Source organism: Rhodococcus sp. T7, from assembly GCF_009872365.1.
Lineage (GTDB): Bacteria > Actinomycetota > Actinomycetes > Mycobacteriales > Mycobacteriaceae > Rhodococcus_F.
Genome location: NZ_WXYH01000221.1, coordinates 105,084 through 118,264, shown reverse-complemented (window position 1 = coordinate 118,264; position 13,181 = coordinate 105,084). Strand labels below are relative to the sequence as shown.

Genomic DNA, 13,181 nt, shown 5'->3' with positions numbered 1-13,181 from the left:
AGTGTGCCCTGGCACGCTTTGCCGCTCACCTGGGTGGGCGGCCGAGCAGCGACTCGAACACGGCATTGCCCGCGGTGAACCCGTGCCGGTCGTAGAACTCGAACATCGCCGACAGCCGGGCACGACCGTCCTCGGACAGCGACTGCCCGTGCCGCGACATCCACTCGTCGACGGACACCTGCTTCACCGACACCGGCCCGCTCGCCCGGTCGCACAGGTCCCGCACGCTGAGGGCCTGCGGGCCGCCGAGTTCGTAGGTGGCGCCGTGGTGGACATCCGCGCCGTCGACGAGGACGCGGGCCGCGACCTCCGCGACGTCGGCGAGACGCACGAACGAGAACCGGGCGTCGGGGCTGTACGGCACGTCGACCGCGGTGCCCGTGCCGTCGAGGACCGCGGCGAAGTTCTCAGCGTAGGCGCACGGCTGCAGAACGGTCCACCGGAGCCCGTCGAACGTCCGGAGTTCGTCCTCGCACCGCGCCTTGTCGACGTGGTGCGGCATCGCCGGGGTGTACGGCCACGCGACCGAGTGGTAGACGAAATGCTCGACACCGGCGGCGGCAGCGGCCGTGAGAAACCGGCGCACGAGGGCGGGCTCGTCCGGATGCACATTCGGGGCGATGAAGTACACGCCCCGGCACCCCGACAGCGCGTCGGCCAGACCCGCCCCGGTCTCGAGGTCGACGGCGTGATCGCCGGAACGCCGGGCGGTGTGCACCACCCGGCGTACGTCGGCGAGTCCCTCGAGCGCCGCCACGACGGCGGCTCCGGTCTTCCCCGCGGCGCCGACGACGGCGATGCCGGCGCAGCGGGAGAGTGACTCGGTCATCGGATCACCGGTCGATGAAGTCGAACTCGGCGAACTTCGCACCGCCGGAGAGGCGTTCGTAACCCGGACCGCGGTCGAAGAACGGCTCGTCCAGGCCGCGGCTGTCGCGCATCTGCTCGCGCAGCGCGTCGGTGGCGTCGACGTCCGCGACCGGCTCCCCGGCCGACGACGTCAGCACCACACCGTAGTCGGCGCGGGCGCCCTCCGCGGACACCTTGCCCCACAGCACGTCCCGGACGACTTCCTCGATCGGACGGTCGAGGGGGTCGCCCCAGCCGCCGCCACCGGTCGTGCGGATCCGCACCACCTCACCGGCCTTGATCGGTTCGGCGTCGGTCAGCGCGTCGAACTCGCGCTCGTTCGGGCCGCCCGGGTCGAGGACCACGGAGAAGGGCCGTCCGGCCTTGCCGCCCTTCACTCCCCAGCAGGAGAGGATCGAGCGGTCGGCGATGGACATGAAGTTCGCGTCCTTGAGCATCCGGATGTGCTTCTCGTAGCCCAGGCCGCCGCGGTAGCGTCCGGCGCCGCCGGAGTCCCTCGCCAGGCCCAGCTTCTCGACGATGAACGGGAACCGGCTCTCGGTGAACTCGGTCGGCAAGTTCCGCGAGTCGGGAACGACGTGGATGGTGTCCTCACCGTCCGCGTAGTGCCGGCCACCGGAACCGCCGCCGAGCACCTCCCGCATCAGGTACGAGTGCCCGTCGAAGTCCTCGCCGTACACCCCGGTGTAGCGGATGGTCTCCTGGTCGGCGGGCATGTTGCCGTCGACGGCCTTCGCGACGACACCCGCGAGCACACCGAGCAGCCGCAGGATCACGAACGTGCGGGCGTTGGTGGGCGCCGGGAAGATCGGCGTGATCAACGTGCCCTTCTCCGGGAACTTCATCTCGATCAACGGCACGACGCCCTCGTTGACGTCGAGTTCCGCCATCCGCTCGGGACTGTCGGCTAGGTTGCGCAGAATCGGCGCGAGCCACTTGATGAGGAAGTTGCCGTCGGCATAGTCACCGCAGTGGTTGATGGGACCCTTCGCCTGCGGGCCGGTGCCGTTGAAGTCGAGGATGAGGCGTTCGCCGCCCTCGTCCTCCGGGCCGGTCTTGGTGAGCGTGATCCGCTGCCGGTGCAGCATGGGCTCGTCGACGCCGTCGTGTTCGGCATAGTCCTCCCACGTGTACTCGCCCTTCGGGATCTTGCTGAGGATCTCCCGCCGGTACGTTTCGGTGGTCGCGTCCATCATCGCGTCGAAGCACGCCTCGACGGTGTCGCAGCCGTACCGCTCGAACAGTTCGGTGAGACGCCGGGCGCCCATCAGGCAGGCCGAGCATTCGGCATCGAGGTCGGCGGCCAGGGCGTCGGGCATCCGCGAGTTGCGGGTCATGATGCGCAGCGCGGCCTCGTTGGGCACGCCCTGATCCCACAGCTTGATCGGCGGGACCATCAGCCCCTCCTCGTACACCGTGGTCGCGCCGGACGGCATCGATCCCGGGCAGCAGCCGCCGATGTCGTCGTGGTGGCCGAACGCCTGCACGAACGCGACGACGGACGGTTCCGTGTCGCCCGGCCGGGTCGCGAACACCGGCACGGTGACGCAGAGGTCGGGGAGGTGGCCGATGCCGCCTTCGGACAGGTAGACGTCGTTGTGGAAGTAGACGTCGCCGGGCTTCATGGTGTCGAGCGGAAAGTCCCGTGCAACCGGGTGCACCAGTGCCGAATACGAACGGCCCGTGAGCTTCCGGAGGTTGCGGTCGTGGATGCCGGCGCGGAAGTCGTGCGCGTCGCGGATCATCGGGGAGCGGGAGGTCCGCGAGATGGACGTCTCGACCTCCATTTCGACGCTGGCGAGGTAGCCGGCGACGATCTCCACGAGCACCGGGTCGGGTGTCGTTCCGTCGACCGGTGTCAGCCGGTAGGGCTTGACCGCCTGCACTGCAACGGGTTCGGTGGTGACGGTCATCGGTTCGCTCCGTTCGAGTCGGCGATCTTGGTGATGCGGATGTTTCCGAAGGTGTCGATCCGCGCCCGGAAACCGGGGTGCACGGGGATGGTGGAGCTGAATTCCTCGATCACCGCCGGGCCCTCGAGCACGTCGCCGGCGCCGAGCCGGGCCCGGTCGTAGACCTGGGTGGTGACCCATTCGTCGAAGTACGCCGGACGGGTGCCGGTCACGGCGGACTCCGCTCCGGTGCCGGCCGCGATCTCGTTCAGCGTCGGGCGCTTGATCGGGCCGATGCCGCTGACGCGCAGGTTCACCCACTCCACGTGCTGATGCGGGTCGCCGCGGAAGTCGTACCCGTACAGCTCCTTGTGCGCCTGATGGAACCGCTCCGCGGCCTGGTCCATCAGCTCCGGGGTGACGGGACCGTCGCCGACGGGCACGCGCACCTCGAACGCCTGGCCGAGGTAGCGGAGGTCGGCCGACCGCGCGTACTTGCGCTCCGACTCCCCGAAGCCCTCGTCGGCGAGTGCGATTTCCGCCTCGGCGGCCAGCGCGTCCAGCCCCGACTGCAGTTCGGCGATCTCCAGCCGGTCGTGCCGGCAGACGTGGGTCTGCACGTAGTCGTTGCGGACGTCGACGGTGAGCAGTCCGAACGCGGACACGTTGCCCGGGTTCAGCGGGACCAGGACGTCCTTGAGTCCGAGGATGTCGACGAGCCGGCAGGCGAGCAGCGACCCGGATCCGCCGAACGTGACGAGGGTGAAGTCGCGGACGTCGAGGCCGCGCTTGACCGTGATCTGCCGCAGCGCGTTGGCCTGGTTCCACGCCGACACCTCGAGGATGCCGGTGGCGCAGGCCTCGAAGTCGAGTTTCAGCTGGTGGGCGAGCTGCTCGACGCCCTTGCGGGCCAGTTCGGTGTCGAGGGGGATCTCGCCGCCAAGGAGGTGGGGTGGGATGCGGCCGAGCAGCACGTGCGCGTCGGTGATGGTCGGCTCGCTGCCGCCCTTGCCGTAGCAGAGCGGGCCGGGGTCGGCGCCCGCCGACTGCGGTCCGACGCGCAGCGTGCCCTCGGGGGTCTGCCAGGCGATGGAGCCGCCGCCTGCGCCGACGGTGACGACGTCGATCATCGGGATCTTCGACGGGTACGCGCCCACCCGGCCCTCGGTGGTGAGCGCGGGCTCGCCGCGGACCACGACGGTGACGTCGGTCGACGTTCCGCCGCCGTCGCACGTGAGGACCTGCTCGACGCCGGCGACACTCGCGATGAGCGCGGCACCGAGCGCGCCGGCCGCCGGGCCGGACAGCACCGTGGTGATGGGCTGGTGCACGACCTCCTTCGCGGAGAGCACGCCGCCGTTCGACTTCATCACGTAGAACGGGATGTCGCGGGCCTCGCCCTCGTCGGAGGAGAATTCGCGCAGCCGGTTCGCGATGTTGTTCACGTAGTTGCGGATGTTCGGTTTCACGGCCGCGTCGACGAGCGTGGTGATGGACCGCTCGTATTCGCGGTACTCGCGCAGCACCTGGCTGGAGATGCTCACCGTCGCCTCGGGGTATTCCTCGAGGAGAATGTCCCGGACGCGGCGCTCGTGGCTCGGGTTGGCGTAGGAGTGCATGAGGCACACGCCGATGGTGCGGATGCCGCGGTCGGCGAAGAAGCGGGCGGCCTGGCGGACGTCGTCCTCGACGAGGGGACGGATCTCGCTGCCGTCGAACGCGAGCCGGCCGCCGATGGTGCGGACGCGGTCGGCGGGGACGATGCGGTCGGGCTTGACCCAGAAGTAGGAGTTACCGTAGCCGTCGGGGACGGACTGCCGGGCGATCTCGAGGACGTGCTCGTACCCCTCGGTGGTGATGAACCCGAGGTTCTCGACCTTGCCTTCGAGGAGTTTGTTGGTGGCGACGGTGGTGCCGTGGCTGACGGCGCCGATCGCGTCGCCGGTCTCGCCGAGCTTGGCGAGCACCTTCTCGATTCCGGTGAGGAATCCCTGCGCCGGGTCGGCAGGCGTCGAGGGTGTCTTGGTGGTGACGACGGCTCCGGACTCCTCGTCCACAGCCACGACGTCGGTGAATGTTCCGCCGGTGTCGATACCGACCCGAATCTTCCTGGATTCCACGATTCCTCCTGGGCTCGTCTCTGTAAGGCAATTGCACCGTTTCCGCCGCCCGGTTTCTTTGTCACATATCGCCGAACTCGGCGGTCCTCGTTCGGCGCTGCCCGCTCCGGACAGACGACGGCACCCCGAACCGGGCGGTTCGGGGTGCCGTGTTGAAGGTGTGCGCGGGTTACTTCGAGCAGGTGCCCCGCACGAGAATGCCGCCGACGAGAACACCGGCGAGGGCGATGCCGGCGCCCAGTGCGGCCGACGCGAGAACGGTTGCCGTGGAAGCCACCTCGGGTGCCCGCAGCCGGGCCGCGGCCGTCGCGGGGACCGGGGCTGTTTGCGCGACGCCGACGACCGCCGGGGCCTCACCCGCCGCCGCGGCGACCTCGGCCGGCGGGATGCCGTTGGCGATGACGCCGTCGATGCCCTTGAAGAACACCCCGGCCATCTTCTTCGCGACGCCGGTGATCATCCGCTGCCCGACGCCACCGACCATGCCGCCGACCACGGCGTCCGCGTCGTAGCTGAGCAGGGTGCCGCCGTCGCGTTCCTCGAGCCGCACCGTCACGTCGGCCTTGACCGTGCCGGGTGCGCCCGCCCCGGACGCCGTCATCACGAACGACTGCGGCCGATTCTGCTGCGACAGAATCACTTCGCCGTCGTAGGTGCCCTTGATGGATGCGACGCCCGCGGTGATGGACAGCTTGTAATGGTTGTCGCTGACCTGCTCGAGGGACTGCACCCCGGGAATGGTGGCCGCGAGGACCTTTCCGTCCTGCAGGTTGTCGTACACGGCCTCCGGCGGTGCGGTCAGTAGGGCGGTGCCTGCGATTCTCATTCGTTCTCCTTGCTCTGTGACGACGCGTGCGCGAGGCGAAGCTCGAACAACTCCGAAGGGGATATCGGCATGGATGTGATCGGGATGCCTTCCGCGTCCTCGATCGCGGCGGCGATGACGGCGGACGTCGGAATCACGCCCGCTTCGCCCGCGCCCTTCATGCCGAGGGGATTGAGACCGGACGGGGTGACGGTGTGGTCCATCTCGAGCGAGTCGGGCATCTCGGTGACGAACGGCATCAGGAAGTCCATGTACGACGCGTTCAGCATCTGGCCGTGCTCGTCGTAGACGATCTTCTCGTACAAGGCGCCGCCGACACCCTGCGCGACGGCGCCCATGACCTGGCCCTCGACGATCCGCGGGTTGATGACGTTGCCGCAGTCGTGGATGACGGCGTACCGCAGGACGTGGATTTCCGCCGTCACCGGATCGGTTTCGACGATCGCCGCGTGCACGCCCGACGCGAACGTCGACGTCGGCGGCGAGTAGTAGCCGGTGGCCTCGAGTCCGGGCTGCTCGCCCTCCCGGACCGGCGGAATCGTCATGTCCGTGTCGGCTTTCGCGAATCCGGTGGCCTGCCGCGACGCGTCGTCGAACGCGTAGCGCAGTGGATTCGACAGCACGGCGACGACACCCAGCGAGATGGACGTGCCCTCGACGCCGGGCAGTGTGCCGATCTTGCACACGTGCCCACCGCGAAGTTCCAGTTCGGCGGGGTCGAGGTTCAGTGCGTCTCCGGCGATCTTGCGGGCCTTCTCCGCGACCATCTGCGCGGCCACATGGAACGCGGAACCGGACATCACGGCGCCGCGGGACGCGAACGTGCCGACGGCATAGCCGAATCGGCGGGTGTCGCCGGTGACGATCTCGACATCGGTGACCGGAACACCGAGGTCGTCCGCGACGATCTGCGCGAACGCCGTCTGGTGGCCCTGCCCCTGGGTGGTCAGACCCGTTGCGGCCTTGACCTTCCCGGACGTCTCGACGAGGACGTGGGCGCCCTCGTACGGGCCCGGCCCGGTTCCCTCCACGTAGGCGCCGATCCCGATGCCCACGGCCCGGCCCTCGGCCTTCGCCTGCTTCTTGTACTCGGCGAACCCGTCCCAGTCGATGAGCTTCTTGAGTTTGTCGATCCCGGCCTGGTAGTTGCCGGTGTCGTAGATCAGTGGGCGGCCGTCCTGGAACGTGAGGTGGAAGTCGTACGGCATCTCCTCGGGCCGGATGAAGTTGTGCTCGCGGACCTCGATGACGTCCTTGCCGAGATATTTCGCGATCGCGTCCATCGCCCGTTCCATCGCGAACACGGCCTGCGGTCGCCCGGCGCCGCGGTAGGGCGTCACGATGACGGTGTTCGTGTACAGCGAATATGCGTCCACCCGAAACGATTTCGGCTTGTACGGCCCGAGCACCTGCGTCGACGTGTTCAGCATGACGATGATGCCGTACGGCAGGTAGGCGCCGTTGTCGTGCCAGAACGTGAAATCGAATGCGAGGAGGGTGCCGTCGTCGTCGAATCCGACTGTCACCTCCTGGATCTGGCCGCGTTCGTGCGCACTCGACACGAAGTGCTCGCGCCGGTCCTCGACCCATTTGACCTCGCTCGAGATGCCGGCCGTCCCGAGCCGCCGCGCGGCCCAGGTGACCATGACCTCCTCCGGCCACGGATGGACGATCTTCACCCCGAATCCGCCGCCGACGTCCGGGGCGATGCAATGGACCTTGTTGTGCGCCATGTTCAGTCGTGCCGCAATCGCCGCGCGCGCCGACGTCGACGTCTGCGTCGACGTCCAGAACGTGAGCGCCTGCTCGTCGGTGTCCCAGCGTGCGTAGACGCCCTTGCCCTCCATCGGCATCGACGCCGACCGCTCGATCTCGAGGTTCAGGGTGAGCCGGTGCGGCGCCTTCGCCAGTTCCGCGTCCACGTCGCCGAATCCGTGCTGCAGGTGCGCCGCCACGTTGTCGGGGACGTCCGCATGCACGGCGGCGGCCGCCTGCCGGGCCACGCCGATCCCGACGACCGGTTGGAGCATCTCGTACGTGACGTCGATCTTCGCGCACGCGTCCTCGGCGACGTACCGGTTGTCGGCGACGACCATCGCGATCGCCTCGCCGACGTGGTTGACCTCGTCCTTGGCGAGCGGATACCCGTTGCGCGGTGCGGTGATCGCCGGGTGCGGGATGAGGAGGGGCAGGTTCTCGGCCATCTCCGGGGAGTCGTCGACGAGGTCGTCGTATGTGTAGATCGCATGCACGCCGGGCAGATCCAGGGCGGCGTCGATGTCGATCCCGGTGATCAGGGCGTGCGCGTGCGGCGATCGGACGAACGCGGCGATGAGCGCGTTGTGGCCCAGGTCGTCGAGGTAGCGGCCGTTGCCGGACAGCAACCGGGCGTCCTCGGTGCGGGGAATCGGCTTGCCGAACAGCTTCTCGGATTCGGCGGTGTCCCGGCCGGTGTCCTTCGTGCCCGCCGGCGTGGTGCGGGGTTTCGTGACGCTCATCCTCGCCCTGCCCTTCCCCCGACGGGGTTGGTGGTGCCGCGGACCTTCGGATCGAGTGACGCGCGTGCCGACTCGTCGTCCTTGCCGAGCGGGAATTCGCCCGAACGCTCGCGCTTGATCTCCGCGGCGCGCAGCACGGCCGCGCGGATGTTCTGGTAGCCGGTGCACCGGCACAGGTTGCCCGCGATCGCGTCGGTGGCTTCCTCGCGGGTCGGCGAGTCGTTCTCCTCGAGGAACGCCGCGATGGTCGTGACGAATCCGGGAGTGCAGAAACCGCACTGCAGGCCGTGACAGTCGATGAACGCCTGCTGCACCGGATGCAGCGTGCCGTCGGGTTCGACGAGTCCCTCGACCGTGGTGATCTCCCGGCCCTCCAGGCTCGCCGCGAGCACCAGGCACGACCGCACCGGTTTGCCGTCGAGCAGCACGGTGCACGCGCCGCACACCCCGTGCTCGCAGCCCACGTGCGTTCCCGTCTGCCGCAGATGGTGGCGGATCGCGTCGGACGCCAGCGTGCGCGACGGCAGCACCACCGTCTGCGTCACCGCGTTGAGCGTGAACGTCACCGCGACGTGCTGTTCGCCGGTGTCTTCCTGCAGTTCGGCGAGTTGCTCGTCGATGCTGCGGGTTGCCTTTGTCATGGTCACCTTCCTCCCGCCGACACGTGCACGGCGGCACCGTCGAGCACTGCGTCCTGCGCGGCCGCGAACCCGACCCGGGCGGTCAGGGCCGCGACCAGTTGCGACCGGTACCGCGCCGTGGCGTGGATGTCGGGTTCGGTGTCGATCCGTTCCCGCGCGAACTCGGACAGATTCCGCCACAACGGGTCCCGGTCGTCGGTCGCGGACGCACCCTGCAGGATCTCCGTGTAGTCGACGACCTCACCGAGTTCGCCGGCCGACACGTACGTCATCCGGGCCTCGCCCACCGCACCGCCCTCGACCCGCACCTGGGCGGCGACCCCGACGAGTGCGTAGTCGCCGTGCCTGCGGGCGATCTCGTCGATCGCCGTCCCGACGCCGGGCTCGGCCGCCGGGACCGTCACACTCGTCGCGATCTCGTCCGCCTCGAGGGTGCTTTCGAGCGGCCCGGCGAACAGATCGGTCGACCGAATCTCCCGGACCCCGCGCACCGACCGCACGGTGATCGAGCCACCGAGCAGCGCGAGCACCGCCGGCATCTCCGCGGACGGGTCGGCGTGCACGATGGACCCGACCGTCGTGCCGCGGTTGCGGATGGTCGGGTGCGCGACCAGGCGCAGTCCGCGGCCGATCAGCGGCTGCACCTGTGCGGCGCCGCGGTCGGCTTCGAGCACCGAGTGCGTGGTCAGGGCGTCGAACGTGACACCGAGGTCACGCGAGGACGACACCGCGTCCAGCCGGGGGATCGATCCGATGTCGACGAGGTGCGCCGGCGCGGCCAACCGCATCGAGAGCAGCGGGATCAGCGACTGCCCACCCGCGAGCACCTTCCCCTCGTGAGCCACGTCCGCGAGGATCTGACAGGCCTCGTCGATCGACCGAGGTCGGTGATAAGTCAGTGGCGACGGTTTCATTCCTCAGATCCTGCCCGTATCGTACGCTCGACGTTTCGTGAACTAGTGACAAAACTCACGTGCTGACGCTGGCAGATCACGTGAGCTGACCGACCCGGTCCGGGACCGTTCCGTCGTCGGTGGTCGGCTTCGGGTGGTGACGGCCGGTGCCGGCGTCGTCGGCGTTGTCGGCGTCCTTCGGGGCGATGACGCGGCACAGGTGGTACATCCCGATCACCACGATCGTGCCGAGCGCGATGCCGCTCAGAGAGAAGCTGTCGCTGAACGTCAGCTCCACGTCACCGATCGCGATGATCAGGCCCGCGGCGATGGGCATCAGGTTGAGCGGGTTGCCGAAGTCGACGCCGTTCTCCTTCCAGATCTTCGCGCCGAGCAGGCCGATGATCCCGTAGAGCACCACCGTGATTCCGCCGAGCACCCCGCCGGGGGTCGCGGAGATGACGGCACCGAACTTGGGGGAGAAGCCCAGCAGCATCGCGATCACCCCGGCCGCGGCGTACGCGGCGGTCGAGTACACCTTGGTCGCGGCCATGACGCCGATGTTCTCCGCGTACGTCGTCGTGGGGGATCCGCCGACGCTGGTCGCGATGGTGGTGGCCAGGCCGTCGCCGATGAGGGCGCGTCCCATCATCGGGTCGAGGTCGGTCTTGGTGATCTCCGCGACGGCCTTGACGTGTCCGGCGTTCTCGGCGATCAGGGCGATGACACCGGGCAGCACGAGGACGATGAACGTGAGACTGAACGACGGCGCGTGGATGCCGACGATGCCGTTCGCCTCGTCGGAGAACGGCGGAAGCCCGATCCACGATGCCGAGGAGACGCCGTCCCAGTTGACGCGGAAGTGTTCGGTGACCGCGCCGGCGACCGGGTCGTACGACGTGATCATGCCGGTCGTCAGGTCGAGCACCCACGACAGCACGTAGCCGAACAGCAGTGTCAGGAAGATCGCGACCCGGCCGAGGAATCCGCGGAGCGCGACGCTCGCCACCACCAGCACGACCATCACCGTCAGCGCGACCCACTGGTCCTGGGGCCAGTACGTTCCGGCCACCACCGGGGCCAGGTTGAACCCGATCAGCATGACGACGGCGCCGGTGACCACGGGCGGCAGGATCTTGAACACCACCCCGCCGCCGAGGAAGTGGATCAGCACACCGATCCCGGCGAGCACGAGGCCGGACACCAGGATCGCGCCCGTCACCTGCGCCGACGTGCCGCCCTGGGCGCGGATGGCGGCGATGCCGCCGACGAATGCGGCCGACGTCCCGAGGTAGCTGGGAATCCGGCCCTTGACGACGAGCAGGAAGAAGAGCGTGCAGAAACCCGACATCATCACGGCCAGTTGAGGATTGAGGCCCATGATGATCGGGAAGACGAACGTGGCGCCGAACATCGAGACCACGTGCTGCCCGCCGAGCCCGATCGTGCGGCCCCAGCTGAGCCGTTCGCTGGGGGTGACGACCTCCCCGGGTGCGATGGTCTTGCCATCTCCGTGCAGTGTCCAGATAGGCATAGGGGGACCTTTCAGACAGTGGCGGTGCAGGGGTGCCGGCGGCCGGTTTCTTGCGATGTGCCGCACGTCACAGTTACACCTCGATAGGAGGGAAACGTTATTACAGCGTCAGCCACCCGGCGTGAGAAGAATCTGCCAGGGCGTGCCCGGCGAAATTGGCAACTTTAGGAATTGATGCCGCGCATCGCCATGATCTTGAGGGCGAGCGACAGGTCGAGGCGCAATTCGGGGTGATCGGTGAACGACCCGAGCATCTTCTCCAGCTTCACCACCCGGTACCGCAGGGTGTTGTAGTGAAAGTGGAGTTGACGTGCGGTTTCGGCGATGTTGATGTTGGTGGCGAGCAGCACCTCGAGGGTGCGCCGCATGTCCTGCGCCTCGGCTGTGTCGGCCGTCAGTTCGCGCAGCGTCTCGCTCGCGAACGATTCGAGTTCGCGGTCGTCCTCGACGAGGCTCAGCAGCCGGTAGACGCCGAGGTCGTCGAAATGTGTCACCGCCCAGGCGCCGGCGATCTGCCGTCCCACCTTCAGCGCGGTCCGGGCCTGGCCGTAGAGGGCGGGGATGCCGTCCACCGAGTCCGTCGGCCGGGAAACGCCCACGCCGAACGCGCGGCGACCACCGCCGCCGGCGCCGCGCACGGTGGCGACGAGTTCGTGGACGAGGTTCATCGTGTCGGTGCCGACACCCATCAGGATCACCGTCTCCGTCGCCAGCGCGGTGACGGCGGCGCCCTGGTCGCGGCCGGCGACGGCGCTGGTGAACGCCCGCGCCTGCCGTTCGACGAGCGGCATCCGGGTGGGCATCGACGGTTCGTCCTCGCCGACCGGATCCGGTTCGATCACCACGACCACCACGGGACGGTCGAGGTCCCAGCCGAACGTCTTGGCGTGCGCCACCACGTGCTCGTGTTCGCCGCCGCGGCCGAGCAGCAGGTCGCGCACGAAGTTGGCGCGGTGCTTCTCCTCCACCGAGGAGACCACCAGTTCGCGGGCCACCACGAGGGCGCACACCGCCGCCGCCTGCTCGACGAGGTACAGGTCTTCGCTACTCAGCGCGCGTCCGGTGCAAAAGTGCACCAGCCGCCCGTGGTCGATGCCGTTCGCCGAAATCGCCGACACCGCGATGGACTCGTCGCCCAGCCGGTGCAGGCCGAGCCCGCCCTCCGTGGAGTCGGTGCGGACCCGCCCGGTGGCGTCGAGCGCCGCACTCGATGCCAGCAGCGCCAGTTCGGACTCGTCGCCGGCCCGGCACAACTGACGTCCGTCGGGTGTCGTGACCAGCACGGCCCCACCCAGTTCACGGGCAACGGCGACGGCGAGTTCGGCGAACCCGCCGCCGGCCATCACGACGTCGACGAGCACCCTTCGCAGCCGGTCCGCCTCGAACACGGCGTCGACCTGCCGGGCCGACGACTCGGCGAGAGCCCCGGACAGCGGATGCTCCTGCGAGTATGGCTTAGCGACGACGGCGACGGGAAACCCGAGTTCGTCGGCCGCATCGGTCATCTCGGCCGGCAGCGCCGCGGTGGCATCGTCGAGGCGCACGGCGAGCCCGGCGACACCCCGCCTGTCGAGCCGGGCGAGGAACGCGTCGATCGGCTCGACCAGCCGGCCCAGCACCGCGGACGTGGTGATCAGCAACTGCCCGGGCCGGAGCCACGGTCCGATGTCCGGCACCGCCATCACGGCGACGTTCGACACCTCACGGTAGGTGCCGGTCGCGCCGGCCACGAGTGTCGGGGAGACGAGGAGATCGGACGCCAGCACGTCGGCGAATGATTGCGGCGCAACGCCCGGACCAGTCCCGTTGCCGGTGTCGGCGGCTGCGCGGAACCGGGGAGCGGAACCGCCGACATCCCTCGCCGTCACTGCAACACCCTGCTCACCTGATCCGATACTCGCCCCGGA

General features: G+C 68.9%; 9 protein-coding genes. All 9 read right to left on the bottom strand.

Going from position 1 to position 13,181, the window contains the following annotated elements; translation table 11 throughout:
- Window positions 1-25: 25 nt before the first annotated feature.
- A complete protein-coding gene (locus MLGJGCBP_RS20850) occupies window positions 26-829 on the bottom strand; it encodes an NmrA family NAD(P)-binding protein (protein ID WP_160097835.1) in 804 nt (267 codons plus the stop codon).
- Between the two features lie 4 nt (window positions 830-833).
- Complete coding sequence (locus tag MLGJGCBP_RS20845; protein WP_160097834.1) at window positions 834-2,783, bottom strand: hydantoinase B/oxoprolinase family protein; 1,950 nt, start codon at window positions 2,781-2,783, stop codon at window positions 834-836.
- Window positions 2,780-4,882, bottom strand: coding sequence for a hydantoinase/oxoprolinase family protein (locus tag MLGJGCBP_RS20840; protein WP_160097833.1), 2,103 nt, complete (start codon window positions 4,880-4,882; stop codon window positions 2,780-2,782). The genes MLGJGCBP_RS20845 and MLGJGCBP_RS20840 overlap by 4 nt, the downstream gene beginning before the upstream one ends.
- Before the next feature lie 169 nt (window positions 4,883-5,051).
- A complete protein-coding gene (locus MLGJGCBP_RS20835; protein WP_160097832.1) occupies window positions 5,052-5,708 on the bottom strand; it encodes an SRPBCC family protein in 657 nt (218 codons plus the stop codon).
- Window positions 5,705-8,206 carry an aerobic carbon-monoxide dehydrogenase large subunit gene (gene cutA / locus MLGJGCBP_RS20830; protein ID WP_160097831.1) on the bottom strand — a complete coding sequence of 834 codons (2,502 nt, stop codon included), beginning with the start codon at window positions 8,204-8,206 and terminating at the stop codon, window positions 5,705-5,707. Before cutA ends, MLGJGCBP_RS20835 begins: the two co-directional genes overlap by 4 nt.
- Window positions 8,203-8,847 carry a (2Fe-2S)-binding protein gene (locus MLGJGCBP_RS20825; RefSeq protein WP_160097830.1) on the bottom strand — a complete coding sequence of 215 codons (645 nt, stop codon included), beginning with the start codon at window positions 8,845-8,847 and terminating at the stop codon, window positions 8,203-8,205. Before MLGJGCBP_RS20825 ends, cutA begins: the two co-directional genes overlap by 4 nt.
- A 2-nt stretch (window positions 8,848-8,849) precedes the next feature.
- Window positions 8,850-9,761 (bottom strand): FAD binding domain-containing protein, encoded by a 912-nt coding sequence (locus MLGJGCBP_RS20820; RefSeq protein WP_160097829.1) that lies wholly within the window; start codon window positions 9,759-9,761, stop codon window positions 8,850-8,852.
- 76 nt (window positions 9,762-9,837) lie between these two features.
- Window positions 9,838-11,274: a uracil-xanthine permease family protein gene (locus MLGJGCBP_RS20815; protein ID WP_087560878.1), complete on the bottom strand. Its 1,437-nt coding sequence runs from the start codon at window positions 11,272-11,274 to the stop codon at window positions 9,838-9,840.
- Between the two features lie 164 nt (window positions 11,275-11,438).
- Window positions 11,439-13,142 (bottom strand): PucR family transcriptional regulator, encoded by a 1,704-nt coding sequence (locus MLGJGCBP_RS20810; RefSeq protein ID WP_160097828.1) that lies wholly within the window; start codon window positions 13,140-13,142, stop codon window positions 11,439-11,441.
- Window positions 13,143-13,181: the final 39 nt, after the last annotated feature.

What these genes read in the sequence shown, in the direction of transcription:
- MLGJGCBP_RS20835 (WP_160097832.1), bottom strand. Translation starts at nt 5,708, where the DNA reads ATGAGAATCGCAGGCACCGCCCTACTGACCGCACCGCCGGAGGCCGTG.
- MLGJGCBP_RS20825 (WP_160097830.1), bottom strand. Translation starts at nt 8,847, where the DNA reads ATGACAAAGGCAACCCGCAGCATCGACGAGCAACTCGCCGAACTGCAG.
- cutA (WP_160097831.1), bottom strand. Translation starts at nt 8,206, where the DNA reads ATGAGCGTCACGAAACCCCGCACCACGCCGGCGGGCACGAAGGACACC.
- MLGJGCBP_RS20850 (WP_160097835.1), bottom strand. Translation starts at nt 829, where the DNA reads ATGACCGAGTCACTCTCCCGCTGCGCCGGCATCGCCGTCGTCGGCGCC.
- MLGJGCBP_RS20845 (WP_160097834.1), bottom strand. Translation starts at nt 2,783, where the DNA reads ATGACCGTCACCACCGAACCCGTTGCAGTGCAGGCGGTCAAGCCCTAC.
- MLGJGCBP_RS20820 (WP_160097829.1), bottom strand. Translation starts at nt 9,761, where the DNA reads ATGAAACCGTCGCCACTGACTTATCACCGACCTCGGTCGATCGACGAG.
- MLGJGCBP_RS20815 (WP_087560878.1), bottom strand. Translation starts at nt 11,274, where the DNA reads ATGCCTATCTGGACACTGCACGGAGATGGCAAGACCATCGCACCCGGG.